General features: G+C 44.6%; 23 protein-coding genes. 21 read left to right on the top strand and 2 right to left on the bottom strand.

Translation table 11 applies throughout. The annotated features are described in order from the left end of the window. Positions 1-42: 42 nt before the first annotated feature. A complete protein-coding gene (locus NL644_RS11940) occupies positions 43-666 on the top strand; it encodes a cytochrome c (RefSeq protein ID WP_006743142.1) in 624 nt (207 codons plus the stop codon). Between the two features lie 41 nt (positions 667-707). Then, positions 708-1,262: a hypothetical protein gene (locus NL644_RS11945; RefSeq protein ID WP_114323230.1), complete on the top strand. Its 555-nt coding sequence runs from the start codon at positions 708-710 to the stop codon at positions 1,260-1,262. 87 nt (positions 1,263-1,349) lie between these two features. Here NL644_RS11945 and nrfA read toward each other — a convergent pair whose 3' ends face one another. Next, on the bottom strand, positions 1,350-2,777 hold the full coding sequence (nrfA, locus tag NL644_RS11950; protein WP_114323229.1) for an ammonia-forming nitrite reductase cytochrome c552 subunit: 1,428 nt from the start codon (positions 2,775-2,777) through the stop codon (positions 1,350-1,352). A gap of 449 nt (positions 2,778-3,226) precedes the next feature. On the opposite strand from nrfA, the gene nrfB reads away from it, so the two are divergent. The 15 genes from nrfB (at position 3,227) to NL644_RS12025 (ending at position 17,683) form a co-directional block, all read left to right on the top strand. After that, entirely contained in the window at positions 3,227-3,829 is a 603-nt protein-coding gene (gene nrfB / locus NL644_RS11955; protein ID WP_005394776.1) for a cytochrome c nitrite reductase pentaheme subunit, read from the top strand. A gap of 1 nt (position 3,830) precedes the next feature. Beyond that, on the top strand, positions 3,831-4,517 hold the full coding sequence (gene nrfC, locus NL644_RS11960) for a cytochrome c nitrite reductase Fe-S protein (RefSeq protein ID WP_017636123.1): 687 nt from the start codon (positions 3,831-3,833) through the stop codon (positions 4,515-4,517). Beyond that, positions 4,514-5,485: a cytochrome c nitrite reductase subunit NrfD gene (nrfD, locus tag NL644_RS11965; protein ID WP_005394774.1), complete on the top strand. Its 972-nt coding sequence runs from the start codon at positions 4,514-4,516 to the stop codon at positions 5,483-5,485. Before nrfC ends, nrfD begins: the two co-directional genes overlap by 4 nt. Positions 5,486-5,494: 9 nt before the next feature. Beyond that, entirely contained in the window at positions 5,495-7,399 is a 1,905-nt protein-coding gene (locus NL644_RS11970; protein WP_114323228.1) for a heme lyase CcmF/NrfE family subunit, read from the top strand. Beyond that, on the top strand, positions 7,377-7,910 hold the full coding sequence (locus tag NL644_RS11975) for a DsbE family thiol:disulfide interchange protein (protein ID WP_170902998.1): 534 nt from the start codon (positions 7,377-7,379) through the stop codon (positions 7,908-7,910). The genes NL644_RS11970 and NL644_RS11975 overlap by 23 nt, the downstream gene beginning before the upstream one ends. Further along, positions 7,897-8,307, top strand: coding sequence for a heme lyase NrfEFG subunit NrfF (nrfF, locus tag NL644_RS11980; RefSeq protein ID WP_005394762.1), 411 nt, complete (start codon positions 7,897-7,899; stop codon positions 8,305-8,307). Before NL644_RS11975 ends, nrfF begins: the two co-directional genes overlap by 14 nt. A gap of 146 nt (positions 8,308-8,453) precedes the next feature. Then, entirely contained in the window at positions 8,454-8,630 is a 177-nt protein-coding gene (locus NL644_RS11985; RefSeq protein WP_005394761.1) for a hypothetical protein, read from the top strand. Between the two features lie 216 nt (positions 8,631-8,846). After that, positions 8,847-9,503, top strand: a complete 657-nt coding sequence (ribA, locus tag NL644_RS11990) for a GTP cyclohydrolase II (protein ID WP_005394759.1) — start codon at positions 8,847-8,849, stop codon at positions 9,501-9,503. Positions 9,504-9,679: 176 nt separating this feature from the next. Next, positions 9,680-10,942, top strand: a complete 1,263-nt coding sequence (locus tag NL644_RS11995) for an imelysin family protein (RefSeq protein WP_047009973.1) — start codon at positions 9,680-9,682, stop codon at positions 10,940-10,942. A gap of 97 nt (positions 10,943-11,039) precedes the next feature. Continuing rightward, positions 11,040-12,422, top strand: coding sequence for a di-heme oxidoredictase family protein (locus NL644_RS12000; protein ID WP_114323226.1), 1,383 nt, complete (start codon positions 11,040-11,042; stop codon positions 12,420-12,422). Between the two features lie 10 nt (positions 12,423-12,432). After that, a complete protein-coding gene (locus NL644_RS12005; protein WP_114323225.1) occupies positions 12,433-13,470 on the top strand; it encodes an imelysin family protein in 1,038 nt (345 codons plus the stop codon). Beyond that, complete coding sequence (locus tag NL644_RS12010; protein WP_114323224.1) at positions 13,451-14,533, top strand: DUF1513 domain-containing protein; 1,083 nt, start codon at positions 13,451-13,453, stop codon at positions 14,531-14,533. Before NL644_RS12005 ends, NL644_RS12010 begins: the two co-directional genes overlap by 20 nt. A gap of 141 nt (positions 14,534-14,674) precedes the next feature. After that, on the top strand, positions 14,675-16,216 hold the full coding sequence (locus NL644_RS12015) for a murein L,D-transpeptidase (RefSeq protein ID WP_181869509.1): 1,542 nt from the start codon (positions 14,675-14,677) through the stop codon (positions 16,214-16,216). Positions 16,217-16,382: 166 nt separating this feature from the next. Continuing rightward, positions 16,383-16,931, top strand: a complete 549-nt coding sequence (locus NL644_RS12020; protein WP_074191505.1) for a DUF882 domain-containing protein — start codon at positions 16,383-16,385, stop codon at positions 16,929-16,931. Positions 16,932-17,026: 95 nt separating this feature from the next. Next, positions 17,027-17,683 (top strand): MBL fold metallo-hydrolase, encoded by a 657-nt coding sequence (locus NL644_RS12025; RefSeq protein ID WP_048625699.1) that lies wholly within the window; start codon positions 17,027-17,029, stop codon positions 17,681-17,683. Between the two features lie 18 nt (positions 17,684-17,701). Here NL644_RS12025 and NL644_RS12030 read toward each other — a convergent pair whose 3' ends face one another. Next, on the bottom strand, positions 17,702-18,367 hold the full coding sequence (locus tag NL644_RS12030) for a DUF2982 domain-containing protein (RefSeq protein ID WP_046876193.1): 666 nt from the start codon (positions 18,365-18,367) through the stop codon (positions 17,702-17,704). A gap of 273 nt (positions 18,368-18,640) precedes the next feature. Between NL644_RS12030 and NL644_RS12035 the strand changes: the two genes are divergently transcribed. The 4 genes from NL644_RS12035 to NL644_RS12050 all read left to right on the top strand — a co-directional run bounded on the left by NL644_RS12035 (position 18,641) and on the right by NL644_RS12050 (position 22,505). After that, positions 18,641-19,045 (top strand): hypothetical protein, encoded by a 405-nt coding sequence (locus tag NL644_RS12035; RefSeq protein WP_005394736.1) that lies wholly within the window; start codon positions 18,641-18,643, stop codon positions 19,043-19,045. 414 nt (positions 19,046-19,459) lie between these two features. Beyond that, positions 19,460-20,551 (top strand): TRAP transporter substrate-binding protein, encoded by a 1,092-nt coding sequence (locus tag NL644_RS12040; protein WP_114323222.1) that lies wholly within the window; start codon positions 19,460-19,462, stop codon positions 20,549-20,551. 115 nt (positions 20,552-20,666) lie between these two features. Next, positions 20,667-21,206 (top strand): TRAP transporter small permease subunit, encoded by a 540-nt coding sequence (locus NL644_RS12045; RefSeq protein ID WP_012841642.1) that lies wholly within the window; start codon positions 20,667-20,669, stop codon positions 21,204-21,206. Between the two features lie 12 nt (positions 21,207-21,218). Further along, on the top strand, positions 21,219-22,505 hold the full coding sequence (locus tag NL644_RS12050) for a TRAP transporter large permease subunit (RefSeq protein WP_005394731.1): 1,287 nt from the start codon (positions 21,219-21,221) through the stop codon (positions 22,503-22,505). The last annotated feature ends 24 nt before the right edge of the window (positions 22,506-22,529 follow it).

Genomic DNA, 22,529 nt, shown 5'->3' on the forward strand with positions numbered 1-22,529 from the left:
TAAACCAGTACACTAATACTCAGTTTGTCTAGGGAGCGCGTTATGTCTGTTTGGTTTTTCATTGCCATCACTTTGATGGGATTATTCGTCGTCGTATTATCGCTCAGCGCTTCAAGAGTAAGAGCGGCACAATGGTTCGGTTTTTGTGCTTTGGTACTAGTGTTAACCAGCGCTAGCTTCTTATTGTTGCGTCAATCTCCTCCACAACCTATTCAAGCTGAAGTCTCTCGAATGATGACTGCTCGCGATATCATGCAGGAAATTCAAGACCAATTACGTGAAGACCCAAACAATGCCGAATTGTGGTTTCAGTTAGGGCAGGGCTACCTGCTAGAGGGAGAACTGGATGGCGCACTGATTTGTTTTGATTACGCCATCCAACTAACTGAGCCAGTCGGTGCCACGCAACTTGCTGCGAAAGCAACGACCTTATACTACATTCACCAGCAATCAATGACGCAAGAAGTCAGTTTGCTTCTAGAACAAGCTTTGCAGATAGAACCGCATAATGAAGCGGCTTTGTCGTTGATTGCCAATGATCATTTTCTGTCATTCCGCTTTCAGGAAGCCATTGATACTTGGGTGCTATTACTCGACTCGAACGATCCAAGCTTAGATCGAGTACAAATTATTAACTCGATCAATAAAGCGAAAGAGCTGTTGTAGGCGTAGACTCTAATAAGTAATAGAAGAAAGGTGGGGGACGAATGAAGAATAAAGCGTTCGGAATATTTGTGGTGCTGTGCGGCTCCGTGTTAGTGGGTTGTAGCTCTTCCGAACATTCTGGCACCTCATCTACGGTTTATTACTCTTCCGGTTATTACGACCCTTGGTGGTACGATCATGACGACTACTGGATTTATTACTATCCGGGTTGTTGCGACAACGACGATGAATACAAAGAGAAACTAGAAGAGTGGTGGAATGGCTTGGATGAAGAGCAACAGCAATCCATCAAAGACAAAGTCGAAGATTGGAAAGACGATGATATGTCCGCCAATATCGATAACATGAAGCGACAGCTTGACGATCATTGGCAATCGCTGCCTGACGAGCAAAAGCAGGAGATTCAAACCAAGTGGGAGAACCGCCCCGAGCGCATCGAGCCTACGGCTTTACAAGACAAAGCCGTGGCGGAAAAGCTTCAACAAAGAAAAGCATTGCCGGAAACGAAGATCCAGCGCCCAGTTACACGCCCAAATGTGCAGATGCCTAAAACACGTCCACATATTCAGCCTAGGCTGAGACTTCCTCGTCGCTAATCTGTTTTCCTCTGCCTTCTATCAAACAAAAAGGGCGCAACGTGCGCCCTTCGTTTTATCCATTTAAGCTAGTGTAATCGATACTGATCAGTACGTTGCTTCGCGCTCAGCAGCTGCTTTATCCCATTCTGGTGCCACCGTTTCTAGGAAGTGTTTCTTGTCTGCGTTCATCTTCTCCATATCCATACCTAGTGCTTGTTGCGCTTTTGCTTTGGTCGAGATATCTGGAATTTGAACAGGGTCAGTAATGCCTTTGGTTGCCAGTAAACGAACCAATTTGGTACGGGCGTCAGCAGCGCGATCAACTGCAGTACCTAGCACTTCAAGTGCTACCTCAGGAGCATGCATGTGGACACCGTGAGAAGCAATCGCGTAGTCCCAACGCCATTGTGCATGGCGAATATCTTGTAGGATAGGTTGCATCTCTTCTTCTGTTGCTCCTGCTTCCCATGCTGCACCTGCTTCAAAGTGCGCCGCTACGATTTGCTTCTCGGCGGTTAGCTTCATGTTTAGTACTTGCGCTTTGCGAGTCGAAACGATGCCTTGTAGCTGCTCTTTGGTTTGAGTATGGCATTGCGCACAGGTGTCTTCAAAACGATCAAACGGGTTACCCACTTTGTGGTCGGTGTATACCGTACCGTCTTCTTTGGTTACTTTAGGCATGTGACAGTCCACACACACCACTTTGTTTTTGCCATGAATACCCGCTCTCCAAGTTTCGAAACCTGGGTGTTGTGCCTTGAGCATTGGTGCTTTTGAAACGGCGTGCGTCCAATCTTTAAAGTTCAACGCGTCGTAGTATTTCTCCATATCAGCGACGTTGGTCCCCATGTCCCACGGGAATTTGACTGCTTTAGTCGGACCTGTGAAGTAGTACTCGACATGACATTGAGCGCAGACTGACGCTTGTTTATCTAAGCGAGATTGTTGGTCAAAATTTTTGCCGATGGTGTCAAAAGCACGCTCGACGTATGGGCGAGTCAGTGCCAGTGCGGGTTCGCCCTTCTTGAAGGCTTCAGAACCCGTATTGTGACAGTCGGAACAACCGATAGGGTTGACGATTTCTGAGCCTAAGCGTGCCCATTTACCTTCGAAATAACCGTCTTCACCGCGCTCTTCAATTACGCGGGCGACATCTGGGCTTTTACAACTCCAACAAGCCATCGGCATTGGCCCGGAGTCTTCGTCTGCTGGTGCGCCGGTTCTGAGGGTTTGCCTCACATCATCAAGCGCGTAAAAGTGACCGCGCGCTTTGTTGTAGTCTTTAGCAAAACCATAACCGGCCCACAAGATCACCATGTTTGGGTCTTCACTTAAGGCATCTTCAATATGCTCGCTTTCCGATGTGGCTTTCCAAGAGTGATATTGGTCAGGATGGTTTTGTTCAAAGGTATCATTGCGAGGTTCTATGAGACCAGTATCCTCTGCCGCCAAAGGAGCACCAACCAAAAATAATTGGCTGGCGAATAAGGTCGCAACCGCGATAGGTGCGCTCATCCAGTGTTTTATGCTCACGGTGTTATCTCCATATTCGTTTTTATTAGCAGCGTTGTGAGGAGCTATTCCAAATAAGAATCGGAGATCTATCGTTAATATTAATAGTGAATTGAATAGATGAAATAGTGACCGAAAATGGCCTTGTTTTAGATCAATTTATGCTAGTGATCTTAATCATGTTTAAGTTCATATAACCCTAAAGTGGTATTTTGTAATCCCCTTTAATCACAGCGTGTTATGGGTATAACCATTCTAAAAATAAGGTGATTAAGGTCGCTTTTTGAACATGTGATTCTACCTCTTAGGAATTATAGAGGTATTATAAATACAGGTTTAGCGTTGTGGCTTTCCAAAATAAGAATTGATGTCATTTGAAGGTGTAAAAATATCTTCAGAGGAAATTAATTGTTGCTCAAATAATAGTTGATAAGAGTTATCAATTATTATCGAGCTAAGGAAAGAAAAATATGGGCAATATAAAATTGACCATAGAGACAATGCTGAAATTTCTCTTCATCTTTGCCATCTATGGTTTTTTCACCGCCGCCCATGCGACTTCTTCAGAGCCAGTTGAAGGTGCTCAAGCTGAGCGTCATCAAGTCGAGTTGATTCGTGACCGAGACTATAAATGTCTTCAATGTCATAAGGATGCTAAAGATACTCTGAATCTATCGCATGATTCGCAAGCGTTATTGAGTCAAGGTAAGCAGCTCAATTGCACTAACTGCCACAGCAACATTGGCCCTGATCACCGTGAAGGCGCACCCGATGTGATTAAGTTTTCTGCTGCGCAATCGAAAGCGGTGCACGACAAAGTGTCCCTTGACCCAAGCATGATTCTTAAAGCTAATAGCCAGTGTGTGGATTGTCACGCGCCACTTAAGTTAAGAGAAAAGCATTGGACGCACGATGTGCACGCCAAGAATCTCACTTGTTCAAATTGCCACGATGTACACGCAGCGAAAACCAAAGCGTTGTCGTACGACAGAAAACAACTGATCAAGCAGTGTGTGGATTGTCACTCTGAATTTGCCGTCGAACCTGAACTTGCCAAAGAAGAGGAGAGATAGCATGAAATGTTCGAGAAGAAACTTTTTAGCCGGCAGCGGCGCGTTGATTTTAACTACAGGCGTTGCGGGCACTTCCGTTGTTAGCTCCTCTCTTTATGCCAGCAACAGTGAACAAGCGAAGCGCATGGGTATGGTTCATGATGAAAATGCCTGCATTGGCTGTACCGCTTGTACCGATGCTTGTCGCGAAGTAAATAAAGTCCCTGAAGGCGTGACGCGACTTAAAATTCATCGCAGTGAACCGATTGGCGAATTCCCAGATGTGGAATACCAGTTTACTCGCGAATCCTGTCAGCACTGTGATAATCCACCATGTGTCTATGTGTGCCCAACAGGCGCAGCATACAAAGATGAAGCGACGGGCATTGTGGATGTACACAAAGAGAAATGTGTCGGATGTGGTTATTGCCTTGCTGCTTGCCCTTACCAAGTGCGTTTCTTTAATCCAGTCGATCACTCTGCGGATAAATGTAACTTCTGCCGTGATACCAACCTAGCGCAAGGTAAGCAGCCAGCTTGCGTGGAATCTTGCCCAACAAAAGCTCTCATTTTTGGTGATTTGAATGATCCAACTAGTGAGGTGAGCAAAGCCATTGAAAGCCATGTTGTCTATCGCGATAAATCGCATTTAGGTACACAGCCTAAACTGTACAAAATTCCGCATAGCAAAGGGGAGGTGTCATCATGAACGGCTTCGAAAGTGCATTCCACTTTGACTCGTTAGTCTGGGATTGGATTATTGCAATTTACTTATTCCTTGCTGGGATGTCAGCAGGTGCGGTGATGATTTCTATCTATTTAAAACGCAAAGTGATTGAAGGTGATCCCGCAAACAATGGCATTATAAAAGCAATGGCTTGGCTCGCGCCATTTGGCATTATTTCTGGCTTAGTGATTTTGATTTTCCACTTAACTAAACCGCTTGAGTTTTGGAAGATCATGATTTACTACAACCCGACTTCCGTGATGTCGATGGGCGTTGTCTTGTTCCAAGTGTACATGCTAGTGCTGTTTGTTTGGATCGGCGTTATCTTCCGTCATCAAATCATCAGCTTCTGCGAAGGAAAGTTGCCGAGTAAATTATTGGATTTTGCCGATGGCATCTTGATTAAAGCAGGGAAAGCAAACAACGCGATTGAGTTGTTCTTAGGCTTTTTAGCGATCGTGCTTGCGGCATACACTGGCTTCTTATTGTCTGCATTGAAGACTTACCCAATGCTAAACAATCCAGTACTGCCAATCTTATTCCTATTCTCTAGTTTGTCATCTGGCGCAGCAGCATGTTTGATGTTCGGCATCTTGGTGTTTGAAGAGTCGACCAGCAGCCCAAGTGTGTCTTGGGTACACGGATTTGAACGCCCAGTAGTATTGTTTGAGCTGTTTGTCTTAGTGACATTCTTTACTGGGCTTATCTTTAGTGGCGGGCAAAATGAAGCTGCGGCTTGGAATGCCATTTCGAGTGGGTTCTGGGCTCAGTGGTTCTGGGTTGGGGTGGTGCTCATCGGAATGATCACACCGTTGACACTAAACTGGCTAACGCCTTCAGAAGTTCGTCATAGAGGAAGTTACGTTTTTGCGGTCACAACGTTGAGTTTGGTTGGCGTACTCATGCTGCGTACTTTCATTCTCTATGCTGGTCAAATGACCATCGTGTAAGGAGGCTAAATGGAGGCTGAGCTCGGTTTCTTTTTGTTGATATTGGTGGCTGTCGCATCGACATGTGCGACGCTGCTGCATTGGGTTTGCTTTATGCTGCGGAAGAAGGGAGTGTTGCCACACCAAACCGCAACGTCTCATATTATCAGCTTAGCCTCCTTAGTTTGTTTGGCGCTTTTGATAGTCTGTTTTATTCAGGATAATTTTGCGCTTGAGTATGTGGTTACACACTCGAACAGCCAGTTACCTATCGCGTTTAAGATTGCAGCTGCTTGGGGCGGCCATCAAGGGTCTATGTTGTTTTGGGTGGTTACGTTGAGCTTATGGGCCTCTTTTATTGCTATCAAGTCGCCAGTTTGCACTCAATATACAGGCGATTGCTTGGGTATCATGAACTTACTTATTGCTATTTTCGCTTGGTTTACCCTCACCACGTCCAATCCTTTTGAGTATGCTCAGACGCTAGCGTTGGAGGGGCGAGATCTCAATCCGATGTTGCAAGATATCGGGCTTATTATTCATCCACCGCTGTTGTATTTGGGTTACGTTGGTTATGCCGCGATACTGGCGTTCGCCTTAGCTGCGTTATTAGCGAAACGACCTATAAATGAATGGTATGGTGTTGCCCGTAGTGCCGCTTTCTTTGCTTGGGGTACGCTAACAATTGGAATTTTGATCGGTTCTTGGTGGGCATACAATGAATTAGGTTGGGGCGGGTGGTGGTTTTGGGACCCGGTAGAAAACGCGTCTTTGCTGCCTTGGTTAATGGGTACCGCACTACTGCATAGCGGTGTGTTGTCGAAGCGTAATAAAGGAGCAATTTGGAGCACCTACGCATTGGCTTTTGCGACGTTCAGTTTGAGTATTCTCGGCACATTTGTTGTGAGATCGGGTGTATTAACCTCAGTACACGCGTTTGCGGTTGATCCAACCAAAGGTGTAGTACTTCTTGCTGTTCTTAGCGTTTTGGTGATTGTTACCTTTGGTGTGCTCATTATGCGAGGGCTACATATTCCTCGTTTTACGCTCGATTCGTTAATAAGTCGTGCCTACATGGTATACATCGCTATTGGACTTCTCGTTGTTTGTATGGCGATTGTTTTCCTCGGTACCTTTTACCCAATGCTTTATCAACTGCTTGGCTTGGGTAATATATCCGTTGGGGCACCTTACTTTAAAAGCCTCGTGTTTCCCCTTACATTACTTGCTCTGACCTTTCTCGCCTTTATGCCCGTGTTGAAGTGGACGAAAGGAGCCAGTCCTCATGCCGTTAAAACCATTGGGTTTGTCGGTATTCATGTTATTGCGGTTAGCGCTATTTTCGTTTTTGCTACTAAAGAGCTTCATATAACGACTTTGATTACTCTGGTATTAGCGACGTGGGTAGTGGTTTCTCATGTGCTATTGCTGTTTTGTGCAGAAAACAAGAGCAAATTAATGCCTATGTTTCTTGCTCATGTTGGCTTTGCGTTGGCTGCAAGCGGGGCAGTATTTAATAGTGACTATTCGTATGAATACAACTTACGGGCAGGGCCTGGTAGCTCGTATCAAAAAGCGGGTATCACCGTTGATTACCACGGGATTGAATGGTTAGTTGGGCCGAACTACACCGCAGAACAGGGGAGTGTTGATCTTTATTTGGAGAGCGGTAAGGCGCTGAACTTTCAACCCGAGAAACGGCATTACCCTGTGCGCGTGATTAATATGACCGAGCCCGCTATTCGATCACTATGGCATGGAGACTACTACATCACTTTGGGTGACAAGCTCGACAACAGCGCCTACGCAATTAAAGTGCAATATCGGGCGGGTATCTGGTGGATATGGTTTGGTGGCGCTTTAATCGTAATAAGTGCTTTGGGGAGTATGACGAATCGAAGGGGAAAAGGTAATGAGATCGAAAAATACGCTTAAACTGATCGTTCTCATATTGTTAGTTGCGATTTTTGTTGTCACCGCGACAATGGCATTGTCCGATAGACCAAACGTGGAGATACAACAAAATCGTGTGTTATCTATCCCGGATTTTACCGCTTACTCACTTATTTCAGGCAATCGAATTACCGATGCAGTACTAGAAAATCAAGGTTATGTGCTATTGAATGTTTGGGCGTCTTGGTGCGGGGTTTGTAAACAAGAACATGATGATTTGCTCAACTTAGCTCGACAAGGTGTGCCCATCGTTGGTCTTAACTATCGAGATAAAGAAAGCGCGGCTAAACGCTATTTGAGCTCTTCACACAATCCATATACCGAAGTTATATCTGATCCTAATGGGCAACTGGCGGTTGAACTTGGTGTAATAGGAACGCCGGAAACTTACTTAATTGATCAAAATGGCAATGTTTTGATCAAATATAGAGGTAAGTTAACAATAGACAAATGGAACTCGTTATTTTCGGGGTATTTTAATGTCTCACTTTAAATATGCTTACTTCATTATTGTTTTGTTTTCTTTGTGTTCTTCTTGGGTCAAAGCAGAGCAAATTACGCAGCATGTTGATCTGTTTGAATTTCATTCCGTTGAACTGCAACAAAGAGCAAATGCATTAGCTAAGGCTTTACGATGCCCGCAATGTCAAAACCAAAACCTTGTTGAATCTAATGCACAAGCCGCTAAAGATTTAAGATTGAAAGTGTACTCGATGGTAAACGAAGGAAGCACGGATCAAGAGGTAAAAGATTATTTGGTTCAGAGATATGGGAATATCGTTTTGTATCAGCCACCATTTAATTATTCGACAGCGGCGTTGTGGATCTTTCCTCTATTACTTTTGATCTTTTTTATCCTATTTTCGATCAAAATGATAAAGCGTCAATAATGTGACCACTATTCCACTATGGGAAATAAATCGTGCAGATAACAAACAGAATGTTATCATTTTTCCGAATTTATGAAGATTCCAGTATAAAGAAAATCAACGATTTGAGCTGGAGAAGTAATAAAAGAACTAAGTAGGTGCACGCAGTGGATTCAGTTATATTACAGTTAAAAAAAGACTTTTATTCGCAGATTCGTGCATTGCAAACCTCGAAACTGCCTCAAGTTACATCGTCTCTTGCCGTATTAACCGAAGAAGAAATTCAAGAACTCGAAGCGGTATGGATAGAGCTTACGGTTTGGAAACGTAGCCAAACACATTAAATCATCACCCCTACATACAACTCCTTATCAACCCCAGACAAAATTTGTCTGGGGTTTTTTATTGTAGTTTTTCAAAATTGTTATACTATAACAATTCGTCAGCGCGGGGAGTTGTTCTCTTTGGCTGTCTTTAGGGGATAACTGCTCTCAATTGTGATCTCTATATTGAAAAATGCGGTATCAGTCCCCATAGTTGAAGAGCAATGAGTGAATCCCATGAATGCAATAACGAAAACGCATCAAGCGCATCAAGCAATAAATCGAGTGAGTATAGATATGGCGGAAGTACGTGCCAGAGTAGATTTTAAAGTCGGGGCTAAAAGTAATATCGATGCTGAAATCCTGTCTTTTCGTGGCCTGAAGACAGATAAAGAGCATGTAGCAGTTATCTTTAGGCAAGCGGATCAAACGCAAGAAACGCCTTTGGTGCGTATGCATTCAGAATGTCTTACTGGTGATGTTTTTCACTCATCCCGTTGTGATTGCGGCGAGCAATTAGAAGAAACCATTCAACGCATGGGCGAATCTGGCGGTATTATTTTGTACCTACGTCAGGAAGGTCGTGGTATTGGTCTATACAACAAGATTGATGCGTACCGTTTGCAAAGCCAAGGTATGAACACCTATGAAGCAAACAACCATTTGGGTTTTGACGATGACCTTCGTGATTTCACTGAAGCAGCGCAAATGCTCGAAGCATTAGGTGTAAGTAAAATTCGCCTTGTGACCAACAACCCTAAGAAAATCCGTGAATTAGCAGAATACGGCATCGAGATTGTTGAGGTTGTCAATACCTCTGCACATATTAAAGATGGTAATGAAAGCTACCTAAAAGCAAAAGTTTCTCATGGTAAGCACAATCTAAAATTCTGATTTTATTTATTAAATTATCAGTTTTGCATGTTAAAAGCCTCACAATGATGAGGCTTTTTTTGTATCTAGAGTTGAAAATAAATTGTAAATTTGTATTATCTCGTGACTAATAGTGTAAATAAGAATAATTAGCACTACGAATAAAACAAATAAATTGCTCAACAAGGATGCTTCAGATGAATGCAAAAACAGTTTTAGTCCAATCTATTGCTGCATCACTCCTCATTGCCAGTGGTTCTACCGTTGCTGCCCAAGTAACGAAACAACAAGTCGTTGAACATTATGCAGACGTTGCACATGCAGTCTTTGCTGACTCAGTGACAACGGCGAAAACGCTCGACGTAAAAATCGACGAATTCCTAAAATCGCCATCAGCGGATAAGCTTGAAGAAGTAAAACAAGCGTGGCTAGACTCTCGCGTTCCGTACCAACAATCTGAAGTATTCCGTTTTGGTAACGCGATTGTTGATGACTGGGAAGGGCAGTTAAATGCATGGCCACTTGATGAAGGCCTAATTGACTACGTCGCGACAGATTACCAATATGAACTCGGTAACGAAGGCGCTGCTGCAAACATCATCGCAAACACCAGTTTACAGATTGGTGCTTCTAAACTAGACGTTTCAAAAATTACTCCAGAATTGCTAGCGGATCTCAACGAAGTAGGTGGTTCTGAGGCAAACGTTGCGTCAGGTTACCACGCGATTGAATTCTTACTTTGGGGTCAAGACCTAAACGGCACAAACGCAGGCGCAGGTCAGCGCGCTTACACAGACTTCGTTGTCGGTTCTGAGTGTACGAATGGTCACTGTGACCGTCGTGGTGAGTACCTAAAAGCGGCAGCCGATCTACTGGTTCAAGACCTTGAATGGATGGAAAAACAGTGGTCTGCGGAAGTGAAAGGCAACTACCGTGAAACGCTTCTTAATGATTCTGCTGATAATGGCTTACGTAAAATGTTGTTCGGTATGGGGTCATTGTCTTTAGGTGAGCTTGCTGGTGAGCGTATGAAGGTGGCGTTGGAAGCAAACTCGACAGAAGATGAGCACGATTGTTTCTCAGACAATACGCACAACTCTCATTACTACAACGAGCAGGGCATCTATAACGTTTACACAGGTCTTTACAAGCGTGAAGACGGCACATTGCTTTCTGGTCCGAGTATTGCTGACCTAGTGGCTCAAAAAGACAAACAAGCAGCTAAAGAGATCCAGAAGCAGTTTGATGTTACGCGTAATCAAGTTGGTAAATTGGTTACGTCTGCGGAGAAGAACAACCAACACTTCGACCAGTTAATTGCAGCGGGTAATGCACAAGGCAACACGTTAGTGAATGACACCATCATGTCATTGGTTGCTCAAACCGGTTCAATTGAACGTGCTGCGGGTATCATTGGCATTGATAGCCTAAGCCCTGATACTGCAGACCACGAGTTTTAATCAAAGTACAAAAAATAATTGAAAGGGCTCGTTTGAGCCCTTTACCGTTTTAACTCGCTGTTATCCCACCCCTCTTGTTGTGTTTTAGAGCAATGATATGAAGCCTTACTTAATTTCGGCCTTGGCCGTGATCTTTTCTTCTACTGCTATCGCGTATGATGTGAAATCTGGTGGACAAACGAGCGTGAAAAAAGAAGGCGCCAACGCGTATTCTCTTCCTGCCGCGAACCTTCCTATGAGTAAACGTCTTGATTTTAGCGTGGGCAATAGTTTTTTCCGCAACCCTTGGGTACAAGCGCCAGCGTCTACCGATGCCAGAGATGGTTTGGGACCTCTTTTCAATACAAATGGTTGTCAAAACTGCCACATCAAAGATGGTCGTGGTCACCCTCCAGAGCAAAATGATTTGCATGCGGTGTCCATGTTAGTGCGTTTGAGCATCCCTGCGATGACGTCAGAACAAAAAACAGCGTACATCAGAGACGGCGTTATACCTGAGCCGACTTATGGCGGCCAGCTCCAAGACTTTGCCCTGCAAGATCAAACGCCAGAAGGAACAATCGAAATCACGTACACCGATGTGCCAGTGAAGTTTAAAGACGGCACGACGGTGACACTAAGAAAACCTCATTTGAATATTACCGATCTAGGTTACGGCGATATGCACCCTGATACGGAATTTTCAGCGCGTGTTGCACCGCCAATGATCGGCCTTGGTTTGTTAGAGAGTATTCCTGACGAAACGCTACTGGCTTGGGTTGATGAACAAGATGCCAACAAAGATGGCATCTCAGGCAAAGTAAACAAGGTTTGGGAGATTGAGAAGGACGACTTCTCGATTGGTCGTTTTGGTTGGAAAGCCGGACAACCGACGTTAATGCAGCAAAATGCAGCAGCATTCAATGGTGATGTGGGTCTGACGAGCCATTTATTCCCCAATGAAAACTGTACCTCGAAACAAAGTATTTGTGACGACATGCCAAATGGCGGCAAACCAGAAGTGAGTGAAAATATTCTCGACTTCGTTGAGTTTTACAGCCAGCACTTAGCCGTACCTATTCGCCGAAATATGAACGATCCTAGCGTGAAACTCGGTCAGAAAATCTTTGCGGCTTCTGGCTGTGAAAGCTGCCATAAGACCAGTGTCAAAACGGCGAAGCGACCAGAGTTACCAGCGCTTTCTGAGCAGCTTATCCATCCATATACAGACATGCTTCTGCATGACATGGGGGAAGGTTTAGCCGATAACCGTCCTGAGTACTTAGCAAACGGCCGTGAATGGCGAACGGCACCCCTATGGGGCATTGGTTATACCGAAGAAGTAAACGGGCATACTTACTTCTTACATGATGGCCGCGCCCGTAACCTGATGGAAGCGGTGTTGTGGCACGGCGGCGAAGCTGAAACGGCCAAACAAAACGTGCTAGCACTGAACAAAAAAGAACGTGATGCATTGATTGCGTTTCTGAATTCTCTATAAGGAAGCAACCATGAAAAAAACACTGTTAGTGAGTGCGATTGCCGCAACGTTAAGTTTGGTTGGTTGCCAATCGACAGTCGGTTCGAGCTCTGCCAAGCCTGAGAGTACAAGTCATATTTCTCAAGCGGTCTACGAAGTTGAGTTTCAATCTGCGCAGACGTTTTTAGCGCAAACCACAGAACTTGAACAAAGCTTCGCGGATTACTGCACATCAGAGACGAAAGATGATGCGCAAGTAAAACAGCAATGGCACCAAACTATGCTGACGTGGATGGCATTACAAGGTCAAGAGCGTGGCCCTGCTACGGCGTTGGAGCAAAGTTGGAATGTCCAGTTTTGGCCAGATAAAAAGAACACCACTGGCCGAAAAATGTCTGTGCTGACGAAATCTGACCAAGTTTGGAGTGCGGAAGAGATCTCCACGCAAAGCGTCACTGTGCAAGGTTTAGGTGCGCTCGAATGGCTGCTTTACGATAAAGCGTCGACCTTATCTAGCAACAGCAATACCTGTGCGACAGGTGTTGCAATTGCTGAAAACCTAGAGAACAAAGCGCAGATCATCGCAGATTCTTGGGCACAAAATCCCTGGAAGTCGTTAGAGATGACGGAATGGAAATCCGAGTACATTTCGCTGCTCTCTAATCAGCTTGACTACAGCATGAAGAAGTTGAGTCGTCCATTAGCGAAGATTGGTAAGCCTCGCCCGTATTTTTCAGAATCGTGGCGTTCAGAGACCTCACTTTCAAACTTAAAAGCCAACCTTCAAGGGATGGAAGCGTTGTACTTTGCTAACGGAAATGGCCTAGATGCGCTACTAAGAGAGCAAGGCCATGCAGATCTCGCTGACCGTGTTGTTCACCAGTTTGAAATGGCGTTGGAAACATGGCCGGAAGATAAGAGTTTGTTCACGGCTTTACAAAGTAAAGAAGGCTACCGCATGATACTCGCTCAATACAACAAGCTAGAGCAATTGAAGTACTTGATTCACGAAGAAGTGGCGATCGAGCTTGGCGTGGTTATAGGATTTAATGCAACCGATGGTGACTGATCAAACCCGCCGAACCTTACTGAAAGCCGCTCTATTCGGGGCGGCTACACCTATGATGCCATTTGGTTGTGCTTCAACAAGCTCACGTGAGCCTGCGTTGATCGGCTGCTCTATCATTGGCCGAGATAAATATGCAGCGGTGGTGGCGGATGAGCATGGTATGCCGCTATCTTCATTGCCGATTCCTGACCGTGGACATGGTGTAGCAACAAACCAACAAGGTCACGCTGTGGTCTTTGGTCGTCGACCGGGTACTTTCTTCATGGTGTTTGATTATCGCTCTGAGCAGATGATCAAGCTGCAGCTAGCAGAACCGGATCGCCATTTCTATGGTCATGGTGTTTACTCCCATGACGGTATGTTGCTATTTGCTACAGAAGGGGAAAGGGGCACAAGCCGTGGGATCATCGGTGTTTATGATGTGCAAAATCAATATCAAAAGATCGATGAGTTAACGGGTTTTGGCCTTGGCCCTCATGAAGTGATCATGATGCCTGATGGCGCATTAGCGATTGGCGTCGGTGGCGTACACACCAACGGCCGTGAACCGCTCAATCTAGATAGCATGAGACCAAGCCTGAGTTACCTTTCACAAGAAGGTGAGCTGTTGGATCAAGTCTCTTTACCAGATCATAAGTTGAGCATCCGTCATTTAGCGCATGATGGTGCAGAGACGGTACTGTGTGGTCAGCAATATCGTGGAGAGCCGGATGAATACCCAGCTTTACTTGCGATGCACACTCGTGGAGGCGTGATGCAATCTTTGCATGCGGAACCCGAAGAGTGGGCGAGATTTAATCACTATGTCGCGAGTATCGCGGCGACGGATGAATGGATCCTTGCGACTTCTCCTCCGGGCAGTTGTTATGGGATATGGTCCAAAGCTACAGGTAAGTTGGTTGAGTTAAGTGCTTTGCCAGATGCATCGGGAGTGGTGACGTATGGAAAGGAATTCAGGGTCAGCTCTGGTGCTGGCAAAGTGGTTGAGCAAAGGCCAACAACACATAAAAGCGCTTCTGTTAGTGGTGTTCAATGGGATAACCATTGGTCAAAGATTGTTTGAACCCAAATAGATAAAGAAACTTGATGTTAATTTCGACATCAGATTCTTAATTTTAAACCTGCAAGCTGTGAGATATTTGCCATACTTTTCATTATGGCAAGTAGCGCAAGGATCGTTTCAGTGTTTGCTAGGGTTTTAATCATGACGGCACTTATGGTGCCGTTTTGCAGCTTTTCTACCGTCGTTTCTCTCGAAGCTTCTGCACAAACAGAGCAAGAGGGAGCGGTACAAAAGCTGTCTGTCGAAAAAATGATCCATTATCCAGAGGTGATTGACCAGCTTTATCAAAGTACCAATTACCGTTTGAACTGGGAAAATGAAAGCGATATTGAGCAGTTTCTTTTTCAAGTAAACCTGGTTGCTCTTGCTGGCGTCACGGACGAATTCGAGAATCAACTCCATCGTATAAACCAAGTTCGATGGCAGGGAGATAACCTCGACTTTGATTTGGTGATGACAGATTCACTGTTGATGTATCTCAGCTATCTCGAGCAGCTCCCTGAAGAAGGTATCAACTGGTTATTTGCTAACAAAGCCCACGTGATTTTACCTGCTCCTAGCATCGATACTTTGTCCGTACTGAGTAACGAAATTACGGTTGGCAAACTTAGTCAATTCTTAGCAAGCCTTCGCTCTCCTTTACAAACGGACGAAGCTTTTTATTCCGCTTACTCCTCTTTATCCGAGCACGCTCAGTATCAATATCCAATCTATGAACAAACGGGCCTTGCCCGTGTCGGTGACCAATTAGAAAATAAACCGCTTCTGATTGAGCGTATGGAAGTGGTCGGTGTGGATGTATCGTATTTAGATATCACGACCCAACAGTATGATGAAGAATTAGAGTTAGCGGTGAAAGAGTTTCAGCGTATTCATGGCTTGAAAGAGGATGGGGTGATTGGCCCGAATACCATTCGATGGATCAACTTTTCTCCTCAAGAACGATTGCATCTATTGGCGCTGAACTCAGAACGTTCAAGGATTTGGTCCAAAGACAGAGATAATGTTGTCTTTGTAAATGTACCTGGATACGAAGTGACGTATTGGCACGATGGTCAACCGTTGTTCGAGTCTAAAGTTGTGGTTGGCAGAGCCTCAAGAAAAACACCAATCATGTCGGGAACTCTTGACTCCGTCATTCTCAACCCCACATGGAATGTGCCATGGACCATAATGGTGAAAGACATTATTCCTAAAGTGAAACGTAATCCGATGTATTTGATTAACCACAACATTCAAATCATCCGGTCTTGGACGTCAAACGAAATTATTGACCCTACAACCATCAATTGGGCGACGGTGAACCCGAGAACATTTCCTTATCGTATGCGGCAGGCATCGGGCTTACACAATGCATTGGGATTGTATAAGTTTAATATGCCAAACCCCCAAGCTATCTATTTGCATGATACGCCAAGTAAAAACTTGTTCGAACGAGATAGACGCGCATTCAGTTCCGGGTGTGTCCGCGTTGAACATGCCGACCAACTGGCGGAGCTCTTATTCAAAACTCAGGGATTAGAAGAACGCCTAGCGAAAAAACGGGAAAGTACGCGTCGCTCTAACACGTCGGTTCCTTTAGGAGAACGCATCCAAGTGCACATTATTTATCAAACCGCATGGCTAGAAGAGGGAACACTTTACTACCGAGATGATATCTATAAATACGATCACCGTAGTTGAAATCTTTAAATAAAATTTACAAAACTAAGAATCTTCTGTTTGTTCAATAATTAAGCGTTAATCGACACGTCTTAAAATTAGGGTGGAGCGATTTATGCATTTGACGTGACAAATGTGTTTGGGTAATGTCCGCGACTTGTTTAGTTGTTGAGCATTGTTTTTTGAAATGGTAAGTCGTAATTTTTCCCGCCGAGATTTCCTTAAAATGACCGCTGGTGGCGTGGTTTTGGCATCTGCCTTGCCATCGATTTCATGGGCTTCATTCCCTGACGAGCCACGTGAGTTGGCGATGAACAACCTTAATACTGGAGAGCTCCTCGAAACATGCTATTTCGATGGTAAACGCTATCTTGATGATGAACTAGAAAAGCTGAATGAGTTTTGTCGTGATCACCGTCGAAACGAAGTTCATCCTATGGATCGACGCTTGTTCGATCAAATCAGCCAGATTCAAAAGCTGATCGGTACAGATGCAGAAGTCATTGTAATTTCTGGTTACCGTTCGCCTTTGACCAATGCGTCCCTGCGCAAAGGGGCTAGCGGAGTGGCAAAGAAAAGTCTTCATATGGAAGGTAAGGCCATAGACTTCCGTCTTGATGGAGTGAAATTGTCTACTGTACGCGATGCAGCAATTAGCTTGAAAGCTGGTGGTGTTGGGTATTATCCAAGTAGTAACTTTGTCCATATCGACACAGGTGCTGTGCGTTCTTGGTAAGTCAATAGCAAGCCTCAGCAGGTCTTGAAGTCGCATGGGGTTAGTGTCATAGTTGCGCCAGTTTTAACGCAAATTTGTTTGGTAATAGGTTTTCTATGGCTCTGAAATACCAAGTTGTCCCAGTGACATCTTTTTCTCAAAACTGTTCTATCGTGTGGTGTGATGAAACGATGAAAGGCATCGTTATTGACCCAGGCGGTGACGAAAAGCAACTTGCTATGCTCATTAAAGAGCTTGGCATCGAGATCGTCAACTTGGTGCTAACCCATGGTCACCTAGATCATGTTGGCGGAACAGAGCCGCTGGCTGCAATGCTTGGTGGTACTGAGATCATTGGTCCTCATAAAGCGGATAATTTTTGGCTACAAGGTCTAGAAGGGCAAAGCCAAATGTTTGGTTTCCCATTGACTGAAGCCTTTGAACCGCATCAATGGTTAAATGAGGGTGACACTGTCACATTTGGTAATCAAGTATTAAAGGTATTCCACACACCAGGTCATACCCCTGGTCACGTTGTTCTTTATAGTGAAGAAGCGCGATTGGCGTTTGTGGGCGACGTATTGTTTAACGGTAGCATTGGCCGAACTGACTTCCCACAAGGTGATTTCAATACCTTGATTAGCTCTATCAAAGAGAAATTGTGGCCTTTAGGCAATGATGTCACGTTTGTCCCTGGTCACGGCCCTCAATCGACTTTCGGTCACGAACGTAAAACTAACCCGTTCGTTGCTGACGAGATGCCGCTTTACTAAAAGCGCGTGTAGTAAGCATTATTCTGGCTCGGCGGCAGCTAAGTATCGCCGAGTCAGTCCCACAAAATCCTCTGCTTCACGATCTAGGTCACTGGCTGATATAAACAGATCGTAGCCGTAAAATCCTCTTTGATATTTCATACGGTTGGCGAGCATCGCCAGTAAGCCTTTATACTCAATCCCATTGCTGTTTATGTATGGCTTAGGATCAAGCACCATATCTTCAAACTTATCTTCACACTGATTTTGCTTCGCACCTAAATAAAGTAGTGCGCGTTGGCTAAGGAGAATTTCTGTCGCTATACGAGGGCAGATCGAATCTAAATAAGGTGAGTAGTGTTTTAGACGAATACCAATCCAAGGTAGCGGCTGATGCCACCCTTCCTGCTGGTAGCTACAAATCCCTATTGACTCAATATTTCGCCATCGGACGACCCATCCGCCTTTAAAAAGATGTTGTTGGAAGTGAGAAGCTGTCAGCGTAAAAGTGACTTGGCTTTTTTTGATCATCAAGATGGCGAAACCAACAATTGCAGACATCAAAATGACCGACAACATGGCTTGCTTCCATCCCGGAGAAATGACAACCAAAAACAGGGTTATCAGTGCAACGAGCAACAAAAGTATTCTGTTGATAGGGGAGTCGGGTTTGAAATGTGAATTTGTTAGGTGCAGCGTTTCCATGCTTATAACCTCATCGAATACTTGATCAAAAATGCGTGGATGACTAAATGTGCATTGACTTGCATTTGAAATAAAAGAAACCTCTGTTTTTATACCCAGTATTCAATAAATCCGTTCATAAAATATCTGATTAAATAGTAGACGTTCTATGCTTTGAGCGCATTTTTCATCGCGTTTCGCCGCTAAAACCTACAAATTGCTTGTGAATTTTGGTATAAAACGCGCTTCAAATTTTCATCCCTGCTGAGATGCAGTGAACTGGAGAAATATTCAATGAGACTTGCTCATAAGCGTAAAGTGCAGATGAAACTGCAAAAACGCATTAAAGCGACAGTAGCAAACTTAGCTGCAGCACCTAAAGCAGTGAAGCCTGTTGCCGAAAAAGCAGTAGCACCTTCTGTTGCTGAAAAAGCTGTTGCGGAGAAAGTAGTAGCTGAGAAAAAAGTAGCTGCAGTGAAAACAGTTGATGTTGCCCTTACTCCTAAGCAACAACAAGTATTAGACATCGTTGTAGCAAATGCTGAAGGTATCAACCCTAAAGGCATTGGTTTAGCTGCAGGTCAAGAAGATACTAAAGCGGCATCATGGGCTACTGGCGCACTGAAGAAGCTTCTTGAAGAAAACCTAGTTCAAAAAGAGCAGTTAGCAGGTAACAAAGTTATCTACAAAGCAGTTTAATTACCGCTACCGTGCTAGATTGAATACCTCGGCCAATGCCGAGGTATTTTTTTATCTTCGTATTGAAAGTAATCCATTAGGTATTGATTTTAACGCTGCCAATAAGTGCTTTGTCACATTTTCTTAAATACTATGTAAATTTTTTGGCAGAGAAGTACGTACGTATCATTTTTCTTTTTACATCGTTAAGGGAAAAGTAACTCATTAATTTTATGATGGTTAAACTTGTCGCATAACAGCTGTCCTACGTAGTTATACGTAATACCTAAGGCTAATATCTTATTGATGAATTACTCGCTTCCGTGTTCATGCCCATTTCGCATTCGACAACATTGTTACATCTTTTATACCGAATACAGCCAATCCTAATGAAATGGATGACAACAATAACCTTGGTGATAAAGGACGTGAACGATGAGTCTAATCCAAAAATCTTTAAAACGAGTGCTCAAAACAACCGCTGTCGTTGCCGCGATGACATTCGTTGTGACTTCTGCAAATGCTGCTGAAAAAGTCTATCGTTTAAAGCTTGCTGAAACTTGGGGACCTAACTTCCCTATTTTTGGTGATGCGACAAAAAACATGGCAAAAATGGCAGAGGAGATGTCCAACGGGCGTCTGCAAATCCGTATTGATTCCGCAAACAAGCACAAAGCGCCTTTTGGGGTGTTTGATATGGTTAAGTCTGGCCAATACGACATGGGCCACTCGGCGTCTTACTACTGGAAGGGCAAGGTTCCAAACTCACTTTACTTCACTTCTATGCCTTTCGGTATGTTACCAACTGAGCAGTATGCGTGGTTTTACTACGGCGGTGGTATGGAGCTGATGGAGAAGGTGTACTCTCCACATAATTTGATGTCTTTCCCTGGAGGTAATACCGATACTCAGATGGGCGGGTGGTTCCAGAAAGAGATCAAGTCCGTCGAGGATTTGCAGGGTTTGAAAATGCGTATCCCAGGTTTTGCAGGTGAGATCTTGGCAGAGTTAGGTGCAAAACCAACGAATATCGCCCCTGGTGAGCTATATACCTCTCTAGAGCGTCGCACAATTGATGCCTTGGAGTGGGTTGGTCCATCATTGGACTTGCGCATGGGCTTCCACAAAATCGCGCCATACTACTACACAGGTTGGCATGAGCCAGCAACTGAGCTTCAGTTCCTTGTTAATAAGCGTACTTGGAACCGTCTACCTGATGATCTAAAAGCGATTTTACAAGTAGCAATGAAAACCGCCGCTTACGATATGTACACACAATCGAAACACGAAAGTGGCAAAAACTGGGCATCTATCAAATCTGAATACCCAAATGTTGAAGTCAAAGACTTCCCGCCTGAAGTAGTGGCTGCGTTGCGAGAAGCAAACGATCGTTTGTTGAAAGAGCACGCAGAAAAAGATGCTTTGGCGAAAGAGATTCAAGAGTCGCAAGCGAACTACATGAATCAAGTTCGACCTTGGTCAGACATTTCACACCGAGCTTACTTAAACAGTCAAGCTCAACAATAACGTTATGACGCAGGCGACGCCGAGAGGTTTAGCCTGCGAACGAAGCCCAAGAAAACTTCATAATGAATGCTCCGCACCATAGCGGAGCGTATCCAAACGTTCCACGGAGTTCGGAATGAGAAGTCTTATTTATATTGAGCGATTATTTAACCGCTTTAGCGATTTCCTCGGATGGTTGTCCAGCATCCTGTTTATTTTATTGTTGGTGAATGTGGTTTACGACGTTGTGATGCGATATGTATTCAACGATGTATCCATTGCATTCCAAGAAATGGAATGGCATCTATTCTCCGCTGTATTTCTGCTTGGTGTGCCTTACGCGATTAAGTCTGGTGGCCATGTTCGCGTTGACATTTTTTATGAACGCTTATCTTACAAAGCACAATCCATCATCGACATCATAGGCACGCTATTTTTCTTATTCCCTTTTTGCCTACTGGTGGCTTGGTTTGGTATCGATTTCGCCAAAGAAAGTTACGCGCTAGGCGAGACGTCTGGTGATCCAGGCGGATTGCCATATCGTTGGATCATCAAAGCGATGATTCCGCTGTCATTTTTCTTTATGGCAGTTAGTGGCATTGGACTGCTGCTGCATTCGATCAACAAGATTGTTAACCCTCATCTTATCTATGCCGGTAATAACGGTAAGTCGTAAAAGGAAGTCATTATGATCGGTATAGTGATGTTTTTTGTCGCGCTCTTTGCGCTTTTATTGGGATTCCCCGTTGCCTTTACTTTTGGCGGTATTGCACTGATTTTTGGTGTTTGGGCTGAAGGCATCGAGATGTTTGCTTTCATGCCATATCGTATTCAATCCATTATGGAAAATACGGTGCTAATGGCCGTACCATTGTTTGTCTTCATGGGACTAGTACTTCAGAAGACGAAGCTTGCAGAGCAACTGCTTGAGTCGATGGGACGTCTGTTTGGCGGCGTCCGTGGTGGTATTGCTATTTCGACAGTATTAGTTGGCGCATTACTTGCCGCGTCAACGGGCGTAGTCGGCGCATCAGTTGTTGCGATGGGGCTGATCTCACTCCCTGTGATGCTTAAATACAATTACGACAAAGGCTTGGCGTGCGGGACTATTTGTGCGTCTGGTACCTTGGGACAGATTATCCCGCCTTCTATCGTGTTGATCTTGTTAGGGGATGTACTCGGTGTTCCGGTCGGGGACTTATTCCAAGCTGCAATCTGGCCCGGTATCACGCTCGTCGGCGCCTATGTTATCTACATTCTTATTTATGCGAAGTTGAATCCTCAAGCGGCACAGGCGATAGAGCGCGATGAGTCGATTAGTCGAAAGCAAGAAGTGTTCACCGCGCTGAAAGCCGTTTTACCGCCACTAGCACTTATCATTGTGGTATTGGGCTCCATCTTTGCTGGGATTGCAACGCCAACAGAGTCGGCGGCTCTGGGCGGCGCTGGTGCGATAGTTCTGTCGTTACTGTATAAGCAGTTTAGTTGGTCGATGATTTATGATGCATCGAAAGAAACCGTTAAAGTAACCGCAATGGTCTTTGCTATTTTGCTAGGGGCAACCGCCTTCTCAATGGCATTTACCTACACCGGCGGTGATTATCTAGTCGAAGAGTGGATGTTAGAATTGCCTGGAGAAAAGTGGGGCTTCCTCATCATTACCATGGTGGTGATTCTGATTTTAGGCTTCTTTATCGATTTCGTTGAAATCTGCTTTATCATCGTGCCAATTATTGCGCCGGTCGCTGAGTTGATGGGTATCAACATGACGTGGTTTGCGATTCTTATCGCAATGAACTTACAGACATCATTCCTAACACCGCCATTTGGTTTTAGTTTGTTCTATCTAAAAGGCGTCGCACCAGCAGGTGTCACTACGCGAGATATTTACAAAGGTGTGATGCCGTTTATCGCGATTCAAATTGTCGTGTTGGCTTCTTTGCTGTTTTTCCCTGGCTTTTATGGCATGAGTTGATCACTCGATAATAAAAGAGATTTT

The sequence above is a fragment of the Vibrio sp. Y10_XG_PY6 genome (assembly GCF_024181795.1).
Taxonomy (GTDB): Bacteria; Pseudomonadota; Gammaproteobacteria; order Enterobacterales; family Vibrionaceae; genus Vibrio; species Vibrio diabolicus.

Bases quoted from the DNA above. Each gene is read 5' to 3' on its own strand.
- nrfC (WP_017636123.1), top strand. From the start codon at position 3,831: ATGAAATGTTCGAGAAGAAACTTTTTAGCCGGCAGCGGCGCGTTGATT.
- NL644_RS12040 (WP_114323222.1), top strand. From the start codon at position 19,460: ATGAGTCTAATCCAAAAATCTTTAAAACGAGTGCTCAAAACAACCGCT.
- NL644_RS12000 (WP_114323226.1), top strand. From the start codon at position 11,040: ATGAAGCCTTACTTAATTTCGGCCTTGGCCGTGATCTTTTCTTCTACT.
- NL644_RS12035 (WP_005394736.1), top strand. From the start codon at position 18,641: ATGAGACTTGCTCATAAGCGTAAAGTGCAGATGAAACTGCAAAAACGC.
- NL644_RS12030 (WP_046876193.1), bottom strand. From the start codon at position 18,367: ATGGAAACGCTGCACCTAACAAATTCACATTTCAAACCCGACTCCCCT.
- NL644_RS11970 (WP_114323228.1), top strand. From the start codon at position 5,495: ATGGAGGCTGAGCTCGGTTTCTTTTTGTTGATATTGGTGGCTGTCGCA.
- NL644_RS12025 (WP_048625699.1), top strand. From the start codon at position 17,027: ATGGCTCTGAAATACCAAGTTGTCCCAGTGACATCTTTTTCTCAAAAC.
- nrfB (WP_005394776.1), top strand. From the start codon at position 3,227: ATGGGCAATATAAAATTGACCATAGAGACAATGCTGAAATTTCTCTTC.
- NL644_RS12045 (WP_012841642.1), top strand. From the start codon at position 20,667: ATGAGAAGTCTTATTTATATTGAGCGATTATTTAACCGCTTTAGCGAT.
- ribA (WP_005394759.1), top strand. From the start codon at position 8,847: ATGAATGCAATAACGAAAACGCATCAAGCGCATCAAGCAATAAATCGA.
- nrfF (WP_005394762.1), top strand. From the start codon at position 7,897: ATGTCTCACTTTAAATATGCTTACTTCATTATTGTTTTGTTTTCTTTG.
- nrfD (WP_005394774.1), top strand. From the start codon at position 4,514: ATGAACGGCTTCGAAAGTGCATTCCACTTTGACTCGTTAGTCTGGGAT.
- NL644_RS12015 (WP_181869509.1), top strand. From the start codon at position 14,675: ATGACGGCACTTATGGTGCCGTTTTGCAGCTTTTCTACCGTCGTTTCT.
- NL644_RS11975 (WP_170902998.1), top strand. From the start codon at position 7,377: ATGAGATCGAAAAATACGCTTAAACTGATCGTTCTCATATTGTTAGTT.
- NL644_RS12050 (WP_005394731.1), top strand. From the start codon at position 21,219: ATGATCGGTATAGTGATGTTTTTTGTCGCGCTCTTTGCGCTTTTATTG.
- NL644_RS11945 (WP_114323230.1), top strand. From the start codon at position 708: ATGAAGAATAAAGCGTTCGGAATATTTGTGGTGCTGTGCGGCTCCGTG.
- NL644_RS11940 (WP_006743142.1), top strand. From the start codon at position 43: ATGTCTGTTTGGTTTTTCATTGCCATCACTTTGATGGGATTATTCGTC.
- NL644_RS12010 (WP_114323224.1), top strand. From the start codon at position 13,451: ATGCAACCGATGGTGACTGATCAAACCCGCCGAACCTTACTGAAAGCC.
- NL644_RS11995 (WP_047009973.1), top strand. From the start codon at position 9,680: ATGAATGCAAAAACAGTTTTAGTCCAATCTATTGCTGCATCACTCCTC.
- NL644_RS12020 (WP_074191505.1), top strand. From the start codon at position 16,383: ATGGTAAGTCGTAATTTTTCCCGCCGAGATTTCCTTAAAATGACCGCT.
- NL644_RS12005 (WP_114323225.1), top strand. From the start codon at position 12,433: ATGAAAAAAACACTGTTAGTGAGTGCGATTGCCGCAACGTTAAGTTTG.